Origin of the sequence: Streptomyces antioxidans (assembly GCF_000968685.2) — a bacterium.
Taxonomy (GTDB): Bacteria; Actinomycetota; Actinomycetes; order Streptomycetales; family Streptomycetaceae; genus Streptomyces; species Streptomyces antioxidans.
In genome coordinates this window covers 1-20,835 of the sequence record NZ_LAKD02000055.1, presented here as the reverse complement: position 1 = coordinate 20,835, position 20,835 = coordinate 1, and the positions used below count along the sequence as shown (strand labels likewise).

At 72.6% G+C, this 20,835-nt stretch carries 15 protein-coding genes and 1 pseudogene; 9 read left to right on the top strand and 7 right to left on the bottom strand.

The annotated features are described in order from the left end of the window. Nucleotides 1–121: 121 nt before the first annotated feature. Genes VT50_RS22180 through VT50_RS22165 form a run of 4 tightly spaced genes read left to right on the top strand, consistent with a single transcriptional unit; the run spans nucleotide 122 to nucleotide 4,267 of the window. A complete protein-coding gene (locus VT50_RS22180; RefSeq protein WP_046087198.1) occupies nucleotides 122–2,860 on the top strand; it encodes a sensor histidine kinase in 2,739 nt (912 codons plus the stop codon). After that, on the top strand, nucleotides 2,857–3,285 hold the full coding sequence (locus VT50_RS22175; RefSeq protein WP_046087197.1) for a roadblock/LC7 domain-containing protein: 429 nt from the start codon (nucleotides 2,857–2,859) through the stop codon (nucleotides 3,283–3,285). Before VT50_RS22180 ends, VT50_RS22175 begins: the two co-directional genes overlap by 4 nt. A gap of 15 nt (nucleotides 3,286–3,300) precedes the next feature. Then, nucleotides 3,301–3,696 carry a DUF742 domain-containing protein gene (locus tag VT50_RS22170; RefSeq protein ID WP_046087196.1) on the top strand — a complete coding sequence of 132 codons (396 nt, stop codon included), beginning with the start codon at nucleotides 3,301–3,303 and terminating at the stop codon, nucleotides 3,694–3,696. Next, nucleotides 3,677–4,267, top strand: coding sequence for a GTP-binding protein (locus tag VT50_RS22165; protein ID WP_046087195.1), 591 nt, complete (start codon nucleotides 3,677–3,679; stop codon nucleotides 4,265–4,267). Before VT50_RS22170 ends, VT50_RS22165 begins: the two co-directional genes overlap by 20 nt. A 114-nt stretch (nucleotides 4,268–4,381) precedes the next feature. Here the strand turns inward: VT50_RS22165 and glpK are convergent, their stop codons facing one another. The 4 genes from glpK to VT50_RS22145 form a co-directional block, all read right to left on the bottom strand. Beyond that, complete coding sequence (gene glpK / locus VT50_RS22160; RefSeq protein ID WP_046087194.1) at nucleotides 4,382–5,914, bottom strand: glycerol kinase GlpK; 1,533 nt, start codon at nucleotides 5,912–5,914, stop codon at nucleotides 4,382–4,384. Nucleotides 5,915–5,928: 14 nt separating this feature from the next. After that, a complete protein-coding gene (locus VT50_RS22155) occupies nucleotides 5,929–6,693 on the bottom strand; it encodes an MIP/aquaporin family protein (protein WP_046087193.1) in 765 nt (254 codons plus the stop codon). Nucleotides 6,694–7,063: 370 nt separating this feature from the next. Further along, on the bottom strand, nucleotides 7,064–8,254 hold the full coding sequence (locus tag VT50_RS22150; protein WP_046087192.1) for a lipid-transfer protein: 1,191 nt from the start codon (nucleotides 8,252–8,254) through the stop codon (nucleotides 7,064–7,066). Further along, entirely contained in the window at nucleotides 8,251–8,736 is a 486-nt protein-coding gene (locus VT50_RS22145) for a Zn-ribbon domain-containing OB-fold protein (protein WP_206269458.1), read from the bottom strand. The genes VT50_RS22150 and VT50_RS22145 overlap by 4 nt, the downstream gene beginning before the upstream one ends. Nucleotides 8,737–8,876: 140 nt before the next feature. Between VT50_RS22145 and VT50_RS22140 the strand changes: the two genes are divergently transcribed. The 4 genes from VT50_RS22140 to VT50_RS22125 all read left to right on the top strand — a co-directional run bounded on the left by VT50_RS22140 (nucleotide 8,877) and on the right by VT50_RS22125 (nucleotide 12,986). After that, entirely contained in the window at nucleotides 8,877–9,956 is a 1,080-nt protein-coding gene (locus VT50_RS22140; protein WP_046087191.1) for an ABC transporter ATP-binding protein, read from the top strand. A 91-nt stretch (nucleotides 9,957–10,047) separates the two neighbouring features. Next, nucleotides 10,048–11,229 carry an ABC transporter substrate-binding protein gene (locus VT50_RS22135; protein WP_046087190.1) on the top strand — a complete coding sequence of 394 codons (1,182 nt, stop codon included), beginning with the start codon at nucleotides 10,048–10,050 and terminating at the stop codon, nucleotides 11,227–11,229. 1 nt (nucleotide 11,230) lies between these two features. Continuing rightward, nucleotides 11,231–12,076, top strand: coding sequence for an ABC transporter permease (locus VT50_RS22130; protein ID WP_046087189.1), 846 nt, complete (start codon nucleotides 11,231–11,233; stop codon nucleotides 12,074–12,076). Between the two features lie 97 nt (nucleotides 12,077–12,173). After that, nucleotides 12,174–12,986: an ABC transporter permease gene (locus VT50_RS22125; protein WP_046087188.1), complete on the top strand. Its 813-nt coding sequence runs from the start codon at nucleotides 12,174–12,176 to the stop codon at nucleotides 12,984–12,986. A 12-nt stretch (nucleotides 12,987–12,998) separates the two neighbouring features. Here VT50_RS22125 and VT50_RS22120 read toward each other — a convergent pair whose 3' ends face one another. The 3 genes and pseudogenes from VT50_RS22120 to VT50_RS40520 form a co-directional block, all read right to left on the bottom strand. After that, nucleotides 12,999–13,799, bottom strand: coding sequence for a M15 family metallopeptidase (locus tag VT50_RS22120; protein WP_046087238.1), 801 nt, complete (start codon nucleotides 13,797–13,799; stop codon nucleotides 12,999–13,001). A 528-nt stretch (nucleotides 13,800–14,327) separates the two neighbouring features. Next, nucleotides 14,328–16,406: a glycoside hydrolase family 31 protein gene (locus VT50_RS22115; protein WP_420822213.1), complete on the bottom strand. Its 2,079-nt coding sequence runs from the start codon at nucleotides 16,404–16,406 to the stop codon at nucleotides 14,328–14,330. 1,371 nt (nucleotides 16,407–17,777) lie between these two features. Continuing rightward, a pseudogene (locus VT50_RS40520) lies at nucleotides 17,778–18,254 on the bottom strand (glycosyl hydrolase); the annotation flags it as partial. Between the two features lie 261 nt (nucleotides 18,255–18,515). Here VT50_RS40520 and VT50_RS22105 point away from each other — a divergent pair. Next, on the top strand, nucleotides 18,516–20,567 hold the full coding sequence (locus tag VT50_RS22105; RefSeq protein ID WP_046087185.1) for an acetoacetate--CoA ligase: 2,052 nt from the start codon (nucleotides 18,516–18,518) through the stop codon (nucleotides 20,565–20,567). Nucleotides 20,568–20,835 lie beyond the last annotated feature (268 nt).

The window sequence follows — 20,835 nt, the reverse complement described above, 5'->3', positions numbered from 1 at the left end:
ACTCCCTGCATCAAGTGGACATGCCTTCGAACTGTCCAACCGGCAGTAGTAGGCTCGCGCCCGCTCGATGTCGGAACTCGGAACCCCGCCCCAGGAATTCGGGGTTGACGTTAGGGAGGCCATGCGCTTTCGCGGTAAGTCCATCCGCAGGAAGATCGTGGCGCTGTTGCTGGTGCCGCTCGTGTCACTGACGGCGATATGGGCCTTCGCCACGCTGATCACCGGTCGCGAGGCGAAGCAACTGCTGGACGCGTCGTACATCATCGACAAGGCGGGCCAGCCGGCCGAGGACGCGGTGCACGCCGTCCAGAAGGAGCGCCGGCAGACGCTCATCCTGCTGGCTGATCCGCGGCAGTCGGACGCCCTGCCCGTGCTCCACTCCCTGCAGCGCAAGACCGACCAGGCGATCGACCTGCTGCGGGCCGCCGAGTCGGACGACGATTTGCACGGCAAGATGAACGACGACTCCGAGGAACAGCTCGGCAACATCCTCAAGGCCGCGGACGGACTGGACAGTCTGCGCCGCAAGGTCGAGGATGACGGCATCTCCTCGACCCAGGCATATGAGTACTACAACAAGCTCGTCGACCTCTGCTACACCTTCCGCAGCTCCCTCCACGCGGTCCCCGACACCGACCTCGACAAGCAGGGCCGTGCGCTGGTCGCCATGATCCGCGCCCGGGAGGCGCTCTCCCGCGAGGACGCGCTGTACGCCTCGGCGCTGACGGCGCGCAAGATGACGCTGGCCGACCTCCAGGCGATGTCCGACCTCATCGCCGAGCGCACCCTGCTCTACGAGATCAACCTGCCGATTCTCCCCGACTCCGAGCAGAAGGTCTTCGCCGACTACCGGCGCACCAACGCCGCCCCCGCCGCCCTGCGCGTGGCCGAGGGCAAGGTCCTCTCCTCGATGGACCCCGCCACCGCCATCAGCTCCCTGGACCAGGAGCACTGGGAGGCCGCGGCCCAGCCCGTCCTCAACGACTACGACCGGCTGGGCGAGGAGGCCACCGACCGGCTCCAGCAGCGGATCGACCCGGTGGCCAACAGCGTGATGCTCAAGGCGGGCATCGCCGGCATCCTCGGCCTGGTCGCCCTCATCGTCTCCGTCTTCGTCTCGTTCCGCATCGGCCGCAGCCTGGTCCGCGATCTGTCCCGGCTGCGCAGGGACGCCCAGGAGGTGGCCAGCGTCCGGCTGCCGAGCGTGATGCGCCGCCTCGGCGCGGGCGAGCAGATCGACGTGGAGACCGAGGCGCCCCGGCTGGACTACGGCCCCGATGAGATGGGCCAGGTCGGCCAGGCCCTCAACACCCTTCAGCGGGCCGCCGTCGAGGCCGCCGTCAAACAGGCCGAACTCCGCCAGGGCGTCTCCGAGGTCTTCGTCAACCTCGCCCGCCGCAGCCAGGTGCTGCTGCACCGTCAGCTCACCCTCCTGGACACCATGGAGCGGCGCACCGAGGACACCGACGAGCTGTCCGACCTGTTCCGCCTGGACCATATGACCACCCGCATGCGGCGGCACGCCGAGGGCCTGGTCATCCTCTCCGGCGCGGCCCCCTCCCGGCAGTGGCGCAAGCCGATCCAGCTGATGGACGTCGTGCGCGCCGCCGTCGCCGAGGTGGAGGACTACGAGCGGATCGAGGTCCGGCGGCTGCCCCGGATCGCGGTGGTCGGCCCGGCCGTCGGCGACCTCACCCACCTCGTCGCCGAACTCCTGGAGAACGCCACCGTCTTCTCGCCGCCGCACACCGCCGTCCAGGTGCACGGCGAGCGGGTCGCCAAGGGCTTCACCCTGGAGATCCACGACCGCGGTCTCGGCATGACGCCCGACGCGCTGCTGGAGGCCAACCTCCGGCTGGCCGAGACCCCCGAGTTCGAGCTGTCCGACACCGACCGGCTCGGGCTGTTCGTCGTCAGCCGGCTCGCCCAGCGGCAGGGGGCGCGGGTCTCGCTCCAGCCCTCCCCGTACGGCGGCACCACGGCCATCGTGCTCATCCCCTCCAACCTGCTCACCGACGACGGCACGTGGGCGGACACCGATGACCGTGACACCGATGACCGCGACACCGACGACCGTGACACCGGCGGCGGTCACACCGACACCGCGCGGCGCGGCGTGGGCGACGTCCGGCTCGGGCCCGCCGACGAGGCCGACACGGCCTCCCAACTCGCCTCCCTGGCCGCCGCCCTGAGGCGCCAGGAGACCCACCAGGACGACGCCGACGAGGACGACGAAGTGGGCGGCATCTTCCGCGCCCGCGGCCTCAAGGCGCGCCATTCCGGGCGCACCGGACCCGTCCCGTCCACCGTGGAGCAGCACCAGCAGGCCCCGGACGGCCCGGGGCCCGAACCGGACGGCGGCCCCGCGCCGCTGCCCCGCCGTGTCCCGCCGGTCCTGGTCGCCGACCACGGCCGGCCGGTCGAGGGCACGTCGAGCGGCCGGCACGGCCGTGTCCAGGGCCCGGGACAGCCGTCTCGGGCCGAGCGCTCCGAACGCCAGGGCCAGGACCAGGCCCGGGACCAGGCCCGGGACCAGGGCCGTGACAGGGGCCCGCGGCGCGGCGCCGCCGGGCCGGAGCGCCGGGGTCCGGAGCAGGGCCCGGCGCCCAAGCGGGCGGCCTCCGGCCTCCCCAAGCGGGTACGCCAGGCCAGTCTGGCCCCGCAGTTGAAGAACGACCCCGCACCCCCGACCGACGACCGAACCTCTGCCGAGACCGATCCCGAGCGCGAAGCCGAGCAGGCGAGGGCCACCATGGCCTCGCTCCAACGGGGTTGGCAGCGCGGTCGGCGGCACTCGGCCACCGGATCGGGAGGCGCGGACGCAAGCCCGGGAACGACACATGAGGGGGACGGTCGATGACCGCATCGAACGCCGCAGCGTCCAACGGATCGCCCAACGCGTCGGGCGAGCTGAACTGGCTGCTGGACGAACTGGTCGGAAGAGTGGGCAGCATCCGCAAGGCGCTGGTGCTCTCCGGGGACGGACTCCTCACCGGCGGCTCACGCGATCTGTCACGGGAGGACGGTGAGCACCTGGCCGCCGTGGCCTCGGGCTTCCACAGCCTCGCCAAGGGCGTCGGCCGCCACTTCGACGTCGGCCGGGTCCGGCAGACCATCGTCGAGCTCGACGACGCCTTCCTGTTCGTCACCGCGGCCGGCGACGGCAGCTGTCTCGCCGTCCTGGCCGACGCCGACTCCGATGTGGGCCAGATAGCGTACGAGATGACGCTGCTGGTCAAGCGGGTGGGCGTGCATCTGGGCTCGGCCCCGCGCTCCACCGGGTGACGGAGGCCGGGGGAGATGAGCGGAGACCCGGAGCGCGCCGCCCGGTGGTTCGACGACGCGGCGGGACCGGTGGTCAGGCCCTACGCCATGACGCGGGGACGCACCCGCAGCGCCGCTGAGGAGAAGCTGGATCTGATCGCGGTGGTCGTCGCGGACAGCGCCGACCACCGGACCGTCGCCGACCAGACGCTGTCCCCGGAGCACATCGACATCGTCGAGCTGAGCCGGGACAGCCCGCAGTCCGTCGCCGAGCTGGCGGCCGGGCTCGACCTTCCGATCGGCGTGATCCGCGTGCTCATCGGCGATCTGCTCCACGCCGCACTCGTCCGAGTGTCCAGGCCCGTACCTCCGGCGGAACTGCCGGACGAGAGTATTCTGCGCGAGGTGATCAATGGTCTACGGGCACTCTGACCCGGGCCGTCCTCATATCGTCGAACCGGTCACGCTGAAGATCCTGGTGGCCGGCGGCTTCGGGGTGGGCAAGACAACCCTGGTGGGCGCGGTCAGCGAGATAAGACCGCTGCGCACCGAGGAGATGCTCACCGAGGCGGGCCGGCCGGTCGACGACATCGCGGGGGTGGAGTCCAAGACGACCACCACCGTCGCCATGGACTTCGGGCGCATCACGCTCCGCGAGGACCTGGTGCTCTATCTCTTCGGCACCCCGGGCCAGGACCGCTTCTGGTTCCTGTGGGACGAGCTGGCCACCGGCGCGCTGGGCGCGGTGGTGCTGGCCGACACCCGCCGTCTCGAGGACTGCTTCGCCGCCATCGACTACTTCGAGCGGCGGGACATCGCCTTCACCGTGGCCGTCAACTGCTTCGAGGGGGCCGACCACTACCCGGAGGACTCGGTGCGGGACGCCCTGGACCTCGACCCGGGCACCCCGGTCGTCCTCTGCGACGCCCGGGAGCGCGAGTCGGCCAAGCATGTGCTGATCTCGGTGGTGGAGCACGCGATGCTGGCTTCCGCGCGGGGCTGAACGGCGCGGCCCGCACCCCGCCGTCCGAGGTACGGGCCGCCGTTCGCGACGGTGGTACGGGCCGCCGTCCGTCCTCGGCGGTACCGGCCGCCGTCCGCCGGTGCCGGGCGCGGCTCAGGAGTCCCCGGCCCGCTGCCCTTCCCGGTGCCAGCCGAAGCTGCGCTCCACCGCCATGCGCCAGTTGCCGTACTCGCGCGTCCGCTCCTCCTCGGTCATCCGCGGGGCCCACTCGGCGTCGCGCTTCCAGTGGGCCCGCAGCTCGTCCAGGTCCTGCCAGACGCCGGTGGCGAGCCCGGCCGCGTACGCCGCGCCCAGACAGGTGGTCTCCGCGACCACCGGACGGATCACCGGAACGCCGAGCACATCGGCCTGGTGCTGCATCAGCAGCCCGTTGGCGGTCATCCCCCCGTCGACCTTGAGCGTGCTGATCCGCACCCCGGAGTCCTGGTACATCGCGTCGACCACCTCGCGGGTCTGCCAGCTGGTCGCCTCCAGGACGGCACGGGCCAGGTGCGCCTTGGTGACGTAGCGGGTGAGGCCGGTGATCACACCGCGGGCGTCCGAGCGCCAGTACGGGGCGAACAGCCCCGAGAACGCCGGGACGATATACGCCCCGCCGTTGTCGTCCACGCTCGCGGCGAGCGGTTCGATCTCGTCGGCGGAGCGGATGATGCCCAGCTGATCGCGGAACCACTGCACCAGCGCGCCGGTGATCGCGATCGAGCCCTCGAGGCAGTAGACCGGCCGCTCACCGCCGAGCCGGTAGCCCATCGTGGTCAGCAGCCCGCTCTTGGACGGCACCGGGCGGTCACCGGTGTTCAGCAGCAGGAAGCTGCCGGTGCCATAGGTGTTCTTGGCCTCGCCGACGCCGTAGCAGGTCTGGCCGAAGACGGCGGCCTGCTGATCGCCGAGTGCGGAGGCCACCGGCACACCGGCCAGCTGTCCCACCGCCGTGCCGTACACCTCGGCGGAGGAGCGGATCTCCGGCAGCATCGCCTCGGGCAGCCCCATCGTGGAGAGGATCGAGGTGTCCCACTGGAGGGTTTGCAGATCCATCAGCAGGGTGCGTCCGGCGTTGGTCACATCGGTGACGTGCACCCCGCCGTCGGTACCGCCGGTGAGGTTCCAGATCAGCCAGGAGTCGATGGTGCCGAAGGCGATCTCGCCCGTCTCCGCGCGGCGGCGCAGCCCGGGTACGTGGTCCAGCAGCCAGGCGGCCTTGGGGCCGGAGAAGTAGCTGGCCAGCGGCAGCCCGGTGGTGTCCCGGAAGCGGTCCTGCCCCACCTCGCCGCCGAGTTCATCGCACAGCCCGGAGGTGCGGGTGTCCTGCCAGACGATCGCGTTGTGCACCGGTTTGCCGGTGCGGCGGTCCCATAGGACCGTCGTCTCCCGCTGGTTGGTGATGCCCAGCGCGGTCAGCTCGTCGGCCCGCAGCCCCGCCTTGGCCAGCGCACCGGCCACCACGGCCTGCACCTTGGACCAGATCTCGGTGGCGTCGTGCTCCACCCAGCCGGGCTTGGGGAAGATCTGGCGGTGCTCACGCTGGTCGACGGCGACGATCGCGCCGTTCCGGTCGAAGATGATGCAGCGGCTGGAGGTGGTGCCCTGGTCGATCGCGGCGACATACGTGCCCGTCGGATGCGGCATGGCGTCTCCTTCGGTCAGAAGGCTGCGTTGAAGACGAGACCCGCCAGCACGGCCCCGATCAGCGGGCCCGCCACCGGTATCCAGGCGTAACCCCAGTCCGAGGTGCCCTTGTTGGGGATGGGCAGCACGGCGTGGGCGAGGCGCGGCCCGAGGTCGCGCGCCGGGTTGATGGCGTAGCCGGTGGGCCCGCCCAGGGAGAGGCCGATGCCGACCACCAGGAAGGCGACGAGCAGGACGGAGATGCCCGAGCCGAGGACCACGGTGCCGCCGCCCTCGGCGACCGGGCCGATCCCGATGCCGTCCACCTGGCCGAACGCGAGCAGCGGCAGCACCAGCGCGGCGGTCGCGATGATCTCGGTCACGAGGTTGGCCACCGGGTTCCGGATCTCCGGGACGGTGGAGAAGACCCCGAGCGTGGGCAGGGCGGTCTTCTCATCGGCGTTGGCGGCGAACTGCGCGTAGTACAGCGCCCAGGTCAGCACCGCGCCGATGACGGCGCCGATCAGCTGCGCGAGGATGTAGAGCGGCACCTTGTCCCACTCGCCGGTGTCCACGGCGACGCCGACGGTCACCGCCGGGTTGAGATGTGCGCCGGACAGCGGGGCCGCGGTGTACGCGCCGGCCATGACGCCGAAGCCCCAGCCGAAGGCGACGACGATCCACCCGGCCGACTTGGCCTTGGAATGGTTCAGAGTGACGGCGGCGCACACGCCCGCCCCGAAGAGAATCAGTATCGCGGTGCCGATGACCTCACCGGTGAAAATGTCCCCATTGCTCATGGCGGCTCCTAGGACCTCGCCCGGGGCGGATGGCCCCGGTCCTCCGTGCTGGGTCGTTTCGAGCGTACGGGTGCATCGGAATCGCCCATGGGGGGTGACCGTGGAGAGAGCCTGCGCGCGGCGACGCCGACTGACACCGCAGCAGTGTTCACCGGTGGTCAGGGGGCGTCAAGGTGATGGACGGCAACGGTGTTCGTGACAACCGTAAGGATGTCGCCCCTGTATCGCCCTCATATGGCCGCCACTTGGGCACGAGCGGTCACCGAACGGCCATCTGGCAGCCACCGGACAGTCGCCGCCCGGGCTTGCGGCCTGGGCTTGCGGCCAGGGCTTGTGGCCCGCGCGCCGCTCAGCGGACCCCGGCCGCCGCTCAGCGGACCACGACGACCGACGAGCCGTGCCCGAACAGCCCCTGGTTGACGGTGATTCCGGCGCTCGCCCCGTCCACCTGCCGCCCGCCCGCCCGCCCGCGCAGCTGCCAGGTCAGCTCACACACCTGGGCGATGGCCTGCGCCGGAACCGCCTCCCCGAAGGACGCGAGACCCCCGCTCGGATTGACCGGAATCCGCCCGCCCGGCGCCGTGGCCCCCTCGCGGAGCAGCTTCGCGCCCTCGCCGGGCGCGCACAGCCCCAGGTCCTCGTACCACTCCAGCTCCAGCGCCGTGGACAGGTCGTACACCTCCGCCAGCGACAGATCCTCCGGTCCGAGCCCCGCCTCCTCGTACGCCGCCCGTGCGATGGAGGGCCGGAACGGATCGGGGACGGAGGAGTCCGGCGGGGCGGAGTCGGTGGCGATGTCCGGCAGGTCCAGCGCGGTGCGCGGATGGGTGGGGGAGACCGACGAGACCGCGCGGATGCGGACCGGGCGCGCCATCCCGAGCCGCCGCGCCGTCTCCACACTGCCGAGCACCAGCGCCGCCGCCCCGTCGGAGGTCGCGCAGATGTCCAGCAGCCGCAGCGGATCGGCGACGACCGGGGACGCGGCGACCTCCTCGGCGGTGACGGGGGAGCGGTAGCGGGCGTACGGATTGGCGGCGCCCCCGACCGCGTTCTTCACCTTCACCCGGGCGAAGTCCTCGGCCGTGTCGCCGTAGAGCGCCATCCGGCGGCGCGCCCAGAGCGCGAAATATGCGGGGTTGGTGGCGCCCAGCACCCGGAAGCGCAGCCAGTCCGGATCGTCCGGCCGGTCACCGCCCGCGGGGGCGAAGAACCCCTTGGGCGCCGCGTCGGCGCCCACCACCAGAACCGTGTCCGCCATCCCGGAAAGGATCTGGGCCCGGGCGGTGTCGATGGCCCGCGCACCGGACGCGCAGGCCGCGTAGACGCTGGTGACGCGGGCGCCCTGCCAGCCGAGCGCCTTGGCGAAGGTCGCGCCCGCGACCTGCCCGGGGTAGCCGCAGCGCACGGTGTTGGCGCCGACCACGGACTGGATCGCGGACCACTCGAGCCCGGCGTCCGCGAGTGCGGCCCGCGCCGCCTTCGTGCCGTACTCCACGAAGCCGCGGCCCCACTTCCCCCAGGGGTGCATCCCGGCGCCGAGCACCGCCACCTCACCGGTCATGACGCCTCCTCGGAAACGGGCCGCTCCTCGGAAACGGGCCGCTCCTCGGAAACGGGCCGCCAGTGCCAGGTGGTGAGGGTGCGCCCGTCCTCCTCGGCCAGCACCCCCGGCACCACCTCGACCTCCATGCCGACGGCCAGATCGGCCACGGTCACCCCGGGGGCGCCCTGCCCCAGCACCACCATCCGCTCGGTGGCCAGCTCCACGGCGACCAGGGTGTACGGCCGCCACGCGCGCTCGGGGTCGGACGGGTAGGGGGCGGGCGGCCGGTAGCGGCCGTCGGTGTACGACCACACCCGCCCGCGGCGGGACAGCGGAACCTCCGCCAGCTCGGTGCCCGCACAGCCCGGGGCACGGCAGAAGGCGTCCTCCCGGGGGAAGTACACCGCCCCGCAGTCCCGGCAGCACGTCCCCAGCAGCCGGAACTCCCCGCCCTCGGCGGTGAACCACCCGTCGACCACGGGCACACGCGTGGCGGACACGGCCCCTCCCGACACCTCGTAACTGACGCTGCGTCAGAAGTGTGGCACGGGGACCGCGGCGCGCGTAACCCCGGTACAGTGACCGCGATCACGGGCCGCGATCACGGGCCTGATCAGCCGAAGGGCGAGGGGAGCGGTCGGTGGCGGAGACGGAGACCAGGGCCCGGACCGGGACCACGACGACGCGTACGGCCGTCCGGCTCGAGGCCGTCACCAAGGACTTCGGGACGGTGCGCGCGGTGGACGCCGTCGATCTCACCGTCCGCGAGAGCGAGTTCTTCACCCTGCTCGGCCCCTCGGGCTCGGGGAAGACCACCCTGCTGCGGCTGGTCGCGGGGTTCGAACAGCCCACCGCGGGCCGTATCGAACTCGCCGGGGACGACGTCACCGCGACGCCACCCCACCGCCGCGACGCGCACACCGTCTTCCAGGACTACGCGCTCTTCCCGCACATGAGCGTCGAGCAGAACGTGGCCTACGCGCTGACCGTGCGCGGCGTCCGCAAGGCCGAGCGGCTGGCCCGCGCCCATGAGGCGCTGACCACCGTACGGCTGGACGGCTTCGCCACCCGCCGCCCCGCCGAGCTCTCCGGCGGCCAGCGCCAGCGCGTCGCCCTGGCCCGCGCCCTCGTCGACCGGCCCGCCGTACTGCTCCTCGACGAACCGCTCGGCGCGCTCGACCTGGCGCTGCGCCAGGAGATGCAGACCGAGCTGAAGGAGCTGCAGCGCACCACCGGCATCACCTTCCTCCTGGTCACCCACGACCAGGACGAGGCGCTGACCATGAGCGACCGCATCGCCGTGGTCCGCGACGGCCGCATCGAGCAGACCGGCCCGCCGGTCGAGGTGTACGAACGCCCGGCCACCGCCTTCGTCGCGGGCTTCGTCGGCACCACCAACCTGCTGCGCGGCGAGTCCGCGGTGCGGGTCGTGGGCCGCCCCGGCACGTACTCCATCCGGCCAGAACGGATCCTGCTCACCGACCCCGCGGAGCCGCCCGCTGGGGCCGCCGCATCCTCCGCTGGCCGACGGACCGTCACGGGGCGCATCACCGACATCGTGCACGCCGGGGCGCACACCCGCTTCACCATCGCGCTTCCGCACGGCGACCGGCTCACCGTGCTCCGCCAGAACCTGACCGGACTCCCCCAATCCGCCCGCCCGGACGGCGAGATCGGACTGTCCTGGGACGACAAGGACGCCTTCCCGGTCCCGAGTTGACCTTGTCATTGCCGACCGCACCCTGGCCAGGGGCTACCGCCAGCCCGATACTGGCCGGGCCTCAAGTGCCTAGTGGGACGAGGAGGACCGGATGCGGAAACGGAAGACATCTGCGTGGAGGTCCGCGGCCGCCGTCTGCGCGCTGCTGCTGACCGCGGCCGGGTGCGGCTCGGGCGGTGACGACGACAAGGGCGGCCACGCACCCGACAGACTCGGCAAGGGCGAGGGCAAGGTCAACATCATCGCCTGGGCCGGTTACGCCGAGGACGGCTCCAACGACCCCACGGTGGACTGGGTCCACCCGTTCGAGAAGAAGACCGGCTGCCAGGTGAACACCAAGACGGCCGGCACCTCCGACGAGATGGTCTCGCTGATGAAGACCGGGCAGTACGACACGGTCTCCGCCTCCGGCGACGCCACCCTGCGCCTCATCGCCTCCGGTGACGCGGCCCCCGTCAACACCAAGCTGGTCCCCCACTACAAGGACATCTTCCCGGCCCTCAAACAGCAGCCGTTCAACTCCAGGGACGGCCGGATGTACGGCATTCCGCACGGCCGGGGCGCCAACCTCCTCATGTACCGCACCGACAAGGTCAAGCCCGCGCCCGACTCCTGGCGCGCCGTCTTCGACGACGCCGCCGCGCACAGCGGCCATGTCACCGCCTATGACTCGCCCATCTACATCGCCGACGCGGCCCTCTACCTGATGCGGGCCAAGCCCTCGCTCGGCATCAAGAACCCCTACGCGCTGGACCAGAAGCAGCTCGACGCCGCCGTGGACCTGCTGAAGAAGCAGCACAAGGCGGTGGGGGAGTACTGGAGCGACTACCAGAAGGAGATCACCGCCTTCAATGGCGGCGACAGCGTCATCGGCACCACCTGGCAGGTCATCGCCAACCTCACCAAGGCCGAGAAGGCCCCGGTCAAGGCGGTGCTCCCCAAGGAGGGCGCCACCGGCTGGTCCGACACCTGGATGGTGTCCGCCAAGGCCGAGCACCCCAACTGCGCCTACAAATGGCTGGACTGGATCGTTTCGCCCAAGGTCAACGCCCAGGTCGCCGAGTACTTCGGCGAGGCTCCGTCCAACCGTAAGGCGTGCGCCGAGACCTCCGACCCCAACCACTGCGCGGTCTTCCACGCGGACGACGAGAAGTACTTCCAGCGGGTCCACTTCTGGACCACGCCCATCAAGGAATGCCTCGACGGCCGTAAGGACACCACCTGCACCGACTACGCCCAGTGGACCCGGGCCTGGACGGAGGTCAAGGGCTGAGATGCCCGCCGCGCCCACCCCAGGCTCGCGGCTGCGCCTCACCGCGCTCCTCGCCCCGCCCCTGCTCTGGCTGACCCTGGCCTATCTGGGCTCGCTCGCCATCCTGCTGCTGTCGGCCTTCTGGGCCACCGACTCCTTCACCTCCGATGTCGTCCACACCTGGAACACCGACAACTTCCACGAGCTGCTGACCACCCCCGTCTACCGCACCATCGCCCTGCGCACCCTGTCCATCGCGGTCGCCGTCACCGTCATCGACGCGCTCCTCGCCCTGCCCATGGCGTTCTGCATGGCACGGGTCGCGGGGCGGCGGTGGCGGCGGCCGCTGCTGGTCGCCGTGCTCACCCCGCTGTGGGCCGGGTACCTGGTCAAGGCGTACGCCTGGCGGGTGATGCTCGGCGAGGACGGCGTCGTGGGCGCCGCCCTCGCCCCGTTCGGGCTGCACGGGCCCGGCTACGGCACCGCCGCCGTCATCATCGTGCTCGCCTACCTCTGGCTGCCGTACATGATCCTGCCGGTGTACGCGGCCCTCGAACGGCTCCCCGAGCGGATGCTGGAGGCCTCGGCCGACCTCGGCGCCGGAGCCTGGCGCACCCTGCGCTCCGTCGTCCTGCCCGCCGTGCGCCCCGCCGTGTTCGCCGGGTCCGTCTTCACCTTCTCGCTCAGCCTGGGCGACTACCTCACCGTGCAGATCGTCGGCGGCAAGACCCAGCTGCTGGGCAATGTCATCGCCTCACAGGTCACCCTGGACCTGCCGATGGCCGCCGCGCTCTCCGCCGTACCCGTGGTCCTCATCGTCTGCTACCTGGCCGCCGTACGCCGTGCGGGGGCCCTGGACTCGCTCTAGCCGCGCAAGCCGCTCCAACTGCCCCATCCGTCGCTCCCGTTGCCCAGTCGCCCGTTGCCCCGTCGCCCCGTCGCCCCGTCGCCCCAGGAGGTGGGCCATGCGCCTCTCGCGCACCGCCCGAGTGATCCTCGGCTGTGTCACCGCGGCCGGGCTCGCGATCGTCTATGTTCCGCTGCTGCTGGTGCTGCTCAACTCCTTCAACGCCGACCGCTCCTTCGGCTGGCCGCCCAGCGGCCTCACCGGCCGCTGGTGGCGGGCCGCCCTGCACAGCGACGGCGCCCGCGAGGCCCTGCTCACCTCGCTCAAGGCCGGGCTCGCCGCCACCGCGATCGCCCTGGGCCTGGGCACCCTCGCCGCGTACGCCGTCCACCGCCACCGCTTCTTCGGACGGCGGACCGTGTCCTTCCTGCTCGTCCTGCCGATCGCGCTGCCCGGCATCGTCAGCGGTATCGCCCTCAACGCCGCCTTCCGCACCGTCCTCGACCCGATCGGCATCGGCTTCGGCCTGTTCACGGTGGTCGTCGGGCACGCCACGTTCTGCGTCGTCATCGTCTTCAACAACATCGGCGCCCGGCTGCGCCGTATCGCGCCCTCCCTGGCCGAGGCGTCCGCCGACCTCGGGGCGCGCTCCTGGCAGACCTTCCGGTACGTCACCTTCCCGGCCATGCGCTCGGCGCTCTTCGCGGGCGGGCTGCTGGCCTTCGCGCTCTCCTTCGACGAGATCGTGGTCACGACCTTCACCGCCGGACCCGGCACCCGCACCCTGCCCATCTGGATCTACGAGAACCTGGCCCGCCCCCACCAGGCCCCCGTCGTCAACGTCGTCGCCGCACTGCTCGTCCTGGTGTCCGTGGTGCCCGTGTACATCGCCCAGCGGCTGTCCTCGGACACGGCGGGCGGACGGCTGTGAGGTGCGGCCCGCTCAGCCGGTCAGCGAGCGGCGCGAGACGGGGAAGTCGAAGTAGGTGTCGGGGAACAGCTCCGGCTGGAAGGTGTAGTGCCACCACTCCTCGGCCAGATTGACGAACCCGAGCCTCTCCAACGTGCCCTTGAGCAGCAGCCGGTTGCCCCGCTGCACACCCTTGATCCGCGGATCGAGCGTATGCGAGCGGGTGTCGAAGCAGTCGTAACCGGTCCCCATGTCCACCGAGTTGTCCGGGAAGCGGTCCTTCTTGGCCGCGTAGCACGGCACCAGCCTCTCGCCCGGCACATACGGGCGCGTGGGCAGCCCGGGCAGTCGAGCGATCGTCAGGTCCACGGTGCTGCCGCGGCTGTGCCCCGACTTCTCGGCGATGTAGCCGTCCTCGAACAGCCGGGTCTTGTCGACCTCCGGGTAGAACTCGCCCTTCATCCGCTGATCGCCCAGATCCTTGGCCCACTCCACGAAGTCGTTCACCGCGCGCTGCGGCCGATAGCAGTCGTACACCTTCAAGGTGTAGCCACGCCGCATGAGTTGACGCTGGGCCCGGTGCAGCGCCTCGGCGGCCGGGCGGGTCAGGACGCACATCGGCTGGCGATAGCCGTCCACCGGGTCGCCGGTGAAGTTGTGCGGTGTGAAGTAGCGGATCTCCTGCCGAATCGTCGGATCGACGTCCCGGAGAGCCACGAACTCCTTCGGAGCCTTGGGCTCCGCCTTCGCCTGCGCCGGGGTGTACGGCGCGGCGGCCAGCAGGGCGGCAACGGGCAGAACGAGCGCACGCAGCGCGACGGAGAGTCTTGGCATGCCCATCACTTATCCCAGCCCGAGAAGCGAAAACAAGCCCGCGTCCGCGAGCCCCCGCGTCCGCGGGGGTGGGGGGTAACCCTTGGCGCCGTTGCCGCCGGGGTGCCGCGCGGCGGTGGGCTTGTCGTGGGGGTTGGCCTGGCCCGCCGCCCCGCGATCGGCCCGGGCGTCCGGGCGCGGGTTACCGCGGCCGCCGCGATCCTCCGGGCTTCCGCCGGCGGCCCCTCGCCGAGCCGTTGGGACTCCCGCCGCCGACCGTCGCACGGTGGTCCGGGGCCCGTTGGGGCGGACGGCTCGGCCCGGGGCGTTTCCGCCGGGGCCGTGGCCGATTCGTCGCGCGCCACCGCCTCCGGGTCCGGGACTGGCGCCGTATGGTCCTGGTCGACCACGGTGGCGCGGTGGGTGTGGCGCGGCACGCGAGCGAGTACGCGAGATCCGCCGGGGGCGCGCGCTTCGATCCTCGCCTGCTTCCGCCGAGCCGCCGCCCGGTGTGCCGTTCGGGCACACTGGGCAGGCCGCGCGCCGCGGTCAGCTCGTACGGGGGCCGCGGCGGTCGTCGGAGGGCGGGGCCTCGCCCCGTACCCGTATCGGATAGCCCACCTCGCCGCCGCCCTCGCGCTCGACCGTCACCTCGCCGTCCCGCAGCCGGGTGGTGAAGCGCAGCAGTTCAGGCTTCTCCCAGCCGTCGCCGGTGTCCACGGCCAGCGTGCCCGTGCCCGCGCCCTTGCGGCCCTGGTACGGGGTCCACACCTCCAGCTCCACCCCGCCGTCCGGCGCCGCCACCGGCACCACCGAACCGGCCCGGGCCAGCACCGGGATGCCCGACAGCGGTGCGTCCAGCACCACCTGGCCGGGGCCGTCGTACGCCCGGCCGGTCACCGTGTCGTACCAGCGGCCGCGCGGCAGCCGGACCGCGCGGCGGCGGGCACCCTCCTCCAGCACCGGCGCCACCAGCAGCGCGTCCCCCAGCAGAAAGGCGTCCTCGCAGTCGCGCAGCGCCCGGTCCTTGGGCGTCCGCCACCACACGGGCCGCACATACGGGGCGCCGGTGCGCGCCGCCAGCTGCGCCAGCGTGGTGAAGTACGGCAGCAGCCGCTGCCGTTCGCGCAGCGCCGCAGCCGCGTGCTCCAGCACCCGCGAGCCGAACTCCCACGGCTCCCGCCGCCCCGCGGAGATCGCCGAGTGGGTGCGGAACAGCGGCAGATACGCGCCCAGCTGGAACCAGCGCAGATACAGCTCCGGCGAGGGGAAGCCGGTGAAGCCGCCGATGTCGGGCCCCGAATACGGCACCCCGGACAGGCCCAGCCCGATCACCAGCGACAGCGAGGCCCGCAGCCCCGCCCAGCCCGTGGCCACATCGCCTGACCAACTGCCCCCGTACCGCTGCAGCCCCGCCCACCCCGAGCGCGAGAAGAGGAACGGCCGCTCGTCGGGGCGCAGCTGGCACAGCCCCTCGTAGCCCGCCCGCGCCATCGCCAGCCCGTAGACGTTGTGCGCCTCGCGGTGGTCGCCGCCCCGGCCCTCCAGGGCGTGCCGGGCCGAGCGCGGCAGCGTGGTCTCGCCGAAGGCGGCGAACGACACCGGCTCGTTCATGTCGTGCCACACCCCGGAGAAGCCCTGCGCCAGCCGCTCCGCGTACAGCCCGCCCCACCATGTGCGCACCCGGGGATCGGTGAAGTCGGGGTACGCAGACTCGCCCGCCCACACCTCCCCGCGCACCTCACGCCCCCGCGCGTCGCGCACGAAGACGTCGTCCGCCGCCCCGCTCTCGTACACCGCGTTGCCCGGCTCCGCCTTCACCGCGGGGTCGACGATCGACACCAGCCGCACCCCGTCCTCGAGCAGCTCGGCGGCGAGCCCCGGCAGATCGGGGAAGCGCGCGCCGTCCACCGTGAACACCCGGTGGCCGCTGAGGTGGTCGATGTCCAGATGCAGCGCGGACAGTGGGAGGTCCCGCTCCCGGTAGCCCGCCACCACCCGCCGGACCTCCTCCGCGTCGTGGAACCCCCAGCGCGCGTGGTGATGGCCGAGCGCCCACCGCGGCGGCACCGCCGGGGCACCGGTCAGCGCCGCCCAGCCGTGCAGCACCCGGGCCGGGGTGGTGCCCACGATCACCCAGTAGCGCAGCGGGCCGCCGTCCATCCGCGTCCGGCAGTAGCCGGGCCGGTCATGGCCGGAGCCCGCGCCCTCCTGGCCCTCCCGCAGGGTGACCGTGCCGTCCCAGGAGTTGTCGTGGAACACCAGATGGGTGCCCGCGTCGGCCACCACGAGCTGCACCGGCATGGTCAGATACAGCGGATCGTCCCCCGGCTCGAAGCTGCCGCCCGGATCGGTGTTCCACAGCCGGTACACCCCGTCCCGCAGCCGGGGCCCGGAGGCCCGCCCACCGAGCCCGAAGAAGCGCGCGTCCGCGGCCACTTCGGACCGCTGCAACCACCGAGCCCCCACTCCACCTATCCCGGGCCCCCCGACCCTGGGCTCCCCGACCCTGGGCTCCACGGGTCCGGGCTCCGCCCCTGGCGCAGGGTGCCCAGGGTCTGGTTCCGTGGCCCTGGGCTCCGCCGCAGGCGGCACGGGTTGAGGCTTCGCCCCCGCCCCTGGCCCCATGGGTTCGGGCTTCGTCCTCGGCTCGGGCTCCACGGGTCCGGGCTCCGCCCCTGGCGCAGGGTGCCCAGGGTCTGGTTCCGTGGCCCTGGGCTTCGCCGCAGGCTTCACGGGTCCGGGCCTCGGCTCCACCTCCGTGGGTCCGGGCTTCGGTCCCGTCTCGGCGGGCCTCGTCCCTGATTCCGCGAACCCCGGCTCCGTCCCTGCGAGCCCCGCTCCAACCCCTGGCTCAGCGAACCCGGCCTCCGCCCAGGCACCCGGCTCCGCGAGCCTTGGCTCTGCACCGGGCGCGGCGGATCCCGCCCCCAGCCCTGGGCCCGCGAGGTTTGGGTGCGTCGCCGGGGCCGCGGTTCCCGTCCCGAGCTCCGGGACTGTGAGCCCAGCCCTGAGCCCCGGCGTGGCGGACTCCGCCCCCAGGATCGGCTCTCTGGACCCCGTCCCGATTTCCGGGTCCGTAAGCCCGGCCGTCAACTCCGGCGCGGCGGCCTCCGCCCCGAGCCCCGGGCCTACGGACCCCACCGCCAGCCCCGGGTCTGCGGAGCCCGCTCCGAGCGCCGGGTCCGTGCGTCCTGCCGCCTGGCCCGGCTCGGTCGATACCGCCCCGAGCCCCGGCTCTGCGGATGCCGCCCTTAGCCCCGGGCCTACGGGCCCCGCCCCGAGCTCGGGGTCCGCGCGCCCCGCCCTGAGCCCCGGCTCCGCGGATCCCGCTCCTGGGTCCGGTTCCGCGGCCCCCACCCCCAACTCCGGGTCTGCGGATACCCGGTCTGTGCGTCCTGCCCTCAGGCCCGGCTCGGGCGATCCGGCTCGTATGCCTGGTTCCGTGGAGCCCGATCCGAGCCCCGGCTCCGCGAGCCCTGCCCTCAGCCCCGGGTCTGCGGATCCTGTCCCCGGTCCCGGCTTCGTGAGCCCCGGGTCCGCCCCTGACTCCGCGGACCCCACCCCGAGCCCCGGGCCTACGGACCCCACCGCCAGCCCCGGGTCTGCGGAGCCCGCTCCGAGCGCCGGGTCCGTGCGTCCTGCCGCCAGGCCCGGCTCGGTCGATACCGCCCCGAGCCCCGGCTCTGCGGATGCCGCCCTTAGCCCCGGGCCCACGGGCCCCGCCCCGAGCTCGGGGTCCGCGCGCCCCGCCTTGAGCCCCGGCTCCGCGGATCCCGCCCCCGATCCCCGCTCCGCGAGCCTTGGGTCCGCCACGGGCGCGGCGGATCCCGTCCCCAGCCCAGGCTCTGCTGACCCCGTTCCTAGCCCCCGCCCCGCAGACCCAACCCCCGGGCCCGGTTCTCCGGACCCTGCCCCGGGCCCTGACGCCGCACCCGACCCGGGCCTCGACTCCGCACCCGACTTCGCACCCGACCCCGCCGGGGCCTGGGCTGCGGCGGGTTCCCACCACCTCGGTGGGAGGTCCCGTCGCAGCACCACCCCGCCCGGGGTGCGTATCTCCACCGTGCCGGTCCGTCCCACCGCGACCGTGACCCGCTCCGACACCACCCGCCAGCCGCCACCCGTGTCCGGCTCCAGCTCCGCCCGTTCGTCCGCCTCCGGGCAGGGCCCGTCCAGCGCGTACGACGGCTCCGGCTCGGCCCCGTCCCAGCCGCAGAACACCGCGCCGCCCGTGGTCACCCGCACCCGCAGCGAGGACCGCGCGAACCGCACCACCCCGCCCCCCGGCTCCGGATCGGCACCCCGCACCTCACCCGGCACCCGGGCCAGCTCGGTGCCCCGGCGGGGCAGCCCGGCCGCGTCGGAACGCCGACGCCGCCACGCCGCACGCAGTGACCGCAGCCCCTGCGCCGTGCAGAGCACCCTCAACGACCGCACCAGCTTCTCCGACCGCACCAGGTCACGCGCATCCATACTGATCAGCCTGCCATTGCCGACGCCCGGCAGGGACATGGTTCAACTGCCGTTCACCTGTGCTCCCCGCACATGATCCCGCCCTGTGATGTGGAGTGGCGCCCCTGGTGCGGGAGTCGATCACATGGCATCGTCCTGACCGGACGCATACGAGACGGATGTGCCACCCACGGACAGACACGACGGACAGCCACAACGGACACACGCAACGGACAGACCCAACAGACACATCCGACGCGGACAGCCCGGGAGCCGACACCCATGACCACCGCAGCCCACTCCGACTCCGACCACCGGCCGCACCCCTTGTGGCAACCCGGCGCGGACCGGATCGCCCGGTCCCGGCTGACCGCGTTCCACGCCTGGGCGGCCGAGCGGCACGGCGCGCCCGCGCCCGCTCCCGTCCCGGACGACCCGGCCGCGGACTACGCCGCGCTGCACGCATGGTCGGTAGCGGAGCTGGAGACGTTCTGGCGGGCGGTCGCCGAATGGTTCGAGGTGCGCTTCGCCACCCCGTACGAGCGGGTGCTCGCCGACGCCAGCATGCCCGGCGCCCGCTGGTTCCCCGGCGCCACCCTCAACTACGCCGAGCACGCCCTGCGCGCCGCCGAGGACCCCGCCCGCGCCGACGACCCCGCGCTGCTCCACGTCGACGAGGTCCAGGAGCCGCGCCCGGTCAGCTGGGCCGAGCTGCGCGGCCAGGTCGGCGCGGTCGCCGCGGAGCTGCGCCGCCTCGGCGTCCGCCCGGGCGACCGGGTCAGCGGCTACGTCCCCAACATCCCCCAGGCCACCGTGGCCCTCCTGGCCGCCGCCGCCGTCGGCGCCGTATGGACCTCCTGCGCCCCCGACTTCGGCGCCCGCAGCGTCCTGGACCGCTTCCAGCAGGTCGAACCGGTGGTGCTCTTCACCGTCGACGGCTACCGCTACGGCGGAAAGACCCACGACCGCACCGCCACCGTGACCGAGCTGCGCGCCGAGCTGCCCAGCCTGCGCGCCGTCGTCCACATCCCGCTGCTGGGCACGGCCGCCCCCGAGTCCACGCTGGTATGGGACGACATCGTCCGCGAGCCGGTGGAGCCGGTCTTCGAACAGCTCCCCTTCGACCACCCCCTGTGGGTGCTCTACTCCTCCGGCACCACCGGCCTCCCCAAGGCGATCGTCCAGTCCCAGGGCGGCATCCTGCTGGAACACCTCAAGCAGCTCGGGCTCCACTGCGACCTCGGCCCCGACGACCGCTTCTTCTGGTACACCTCCACCGGCTGGATGATGTGGAACTTTCTGGTCTCCGGGCTCCTGGTCGGCGCCACCGTCGTCCTCTACGACGGCAGCCCCGGCTACCCGGACACCGCCGCCCAGTGGCGCGTCGCCGAACGCACCGGCACCACCCTCTACGGCACCTCCGCCGCGTACGTCATGGCCTGCCGCAAGGCGGACGTCCACCCCGGCCGGGACTTCGACCTCTCCGCCGTGAAGTGCGTCGCCACCACCGGCTCCCCCCTGCCGCCCGACGGCTTCCGGTGGATCCACGACGAGGTGGCCGAGGACATGTGGATCGCCTCCGTCAGCGGCGGCACCGATGTGTGCAGCTGCTTCGCGGGCGCCGTGCCCACCCTTCCCGTCTACATCGGCGAGCTTCAGGCCCCCGGCCTCGGCACCGACCTCCAGGCCTGGGACCCGCGGGGCGAATCGGTGGTCGACGAGGTAGGCGAGCTGATCGTGGCCCGCCCCATGCCGTCGATGCCCGTCCGCTTCTGGAACGACCCCGACGGCAGCCGCTACCGCGACAGCTACTTCGAGATGTTCCCCGGCGCCTGGCGCCACGGCGACTGGATCACCCTCACCTCCCGAGGCACCGTGATCATCCACGGCCGCTCCGACTCCACCCTCAACCGCCAGGGCGTCCGCATGGGCTCCGCCGACATCTACGAGGCGGTCGAACGCCTCCCGGAGATCTGGGAATCCCTCGTCATCGGCGTCGAACAACCCGACGGCGGCTACTGGATGCCCCTCTTCGTCCACCTGGCCCCCGGCGCCACCCTGAACGAAGAACTCCTCACCCGCATCAAGACCACCATCCGCACCCAACTCTCCCCCCGCCACGTCCCCGACGAAGTCATCGAGGTCCCCGGCGTCCCCCACACGCTCACCGGCAAACGCATCGAGGTCCCGGTCAAACGCCTCCTCCAGGGCACGTCCCTGGACAAGGCGGTCAACCCGGGCTCGGTGGACGATGTGGAACTGCTGCGGTACTACGAGCGCTTGGCCCAGGGGAGGAGCGCCCCGACCCCGCCCGCGGGCCCGTCCGGCACTTGAGCGGCCAGCTCCTGGGGACACTCTCCTGCCTGTCCGACACCTTCCAGCTCTCGAGGTCTCTAGCCTGTCTGGCACCTTCCAGCCCTGGGGCCTCCTGCCTGCCTGGTACTTTCCAGCTCCTGGGGACACCCTCCAGCCTGTCCGGCGTCTTCCAGCTCCCGGAGTTCGAGGCGCCGCGGCGGCTGGAGCCGCACCTTCCAGCCCCTTCGGCGTCTTCAGCCGCTCCGGCACCCTCTAGATGAGTGAGTCTGATGTCCTCAGTGGTCAT

Excerpts from the sequence above, each read along its gene's own strand:
- VT50_RS22180 (WP_046087198.1), top strand. The coding sequence starts at position 122 with ATGCGCTTTCGCGGTAAGTCCATCCGCAGGAAGATCGTGGCGCTGTTG.
- VT50_RS22175 (WP_046087197.1), top strand. The coding sequence starts at position 2,857 with ATGACCGCATCGAACGCCGCAGCGTCCAACGGATCGCCCAACGCGTCG.
- VT50_RS22170 (WP_046087196.1), top strand. The coding sequence starts at position 3,301 with ATGAGCGGAGACCCGGAGCGCGCCGCCCGGTGGTTCGACGACGCGGCG.
- VT50_RS22165 (WP_046087195.1), top strand. The coding sequence starts at position 3,677 with ATGGTCTACGGGCACTCTGACCCGGGCCGTCCTCATATCGTCGAACCG.
- glpK (WP_046087194.1), bottom strand. The coding sequence starts at position 5,914 with ATGCCGCATCCGACGGGCACGTATGTCGCCGCGATCGACCAGGGCACC.
- VT50_RS22155 (WP_046087193.1), bottom strand. The coding sequence starts at position 6,693 with ATGAGCAATGGGGACATTTTCACCGGTGAGGTCATCGGCACCGCGATA.
- VT50_RS22150 (WP_046087192.1), bottom strand. The coding sequence starts at position 8,254 with ATGACCGGTGAGGTGGCGGTGCTCGGCGCCGGGATGCACCCCTGGGGG.
- VT50_RS22135 (WP_046087190.1), top strand. The coding sequence starts at position 10,048 with ATGCGGAAACGGAAGACATCTGCGTGGAGGTCCGCGGCCGCCGTCTGC.
- VT50_RS22130 (WP_046087189.1), top strand. The coding sequence starts at position 11,231 with ATGCCCGCCGCGCCCACCCCAGGCTCGCGGCTGCGCCTCACCGCGCTC.
- VT50_RS22125 (WP_046087188.1), top strand. The coding sequence starts at position 12,174 with ATGCGCCTCTCGCGCACCGCCCGAGTGATCCTCGGCTGTGTCACCGCG.
- VT50_RS22120 (WP_046087238.1), bottom strand. The coding sequence starts at position 13,799 with ATGCCAAGACTCTCCGTCGCGCTGCGTGCGCTCGTTCTGCCCGTTGCC.
- VT50_RS22115 (WP_420822213.1), bottom strand. The coding sequence starts at position 16,406 with ATGGGGCCAGGGGCGGGGGCGAAGCCTCAACCCGTGCCGCCTGCGGCG.
- VT50_RS22105 (WP_046087185.1), top strand. The coding sequence starts at position 18,516 with ATGACCACCGCAGCCCACTCCGACTCCGACCACCGGCCGCACCCCTTG.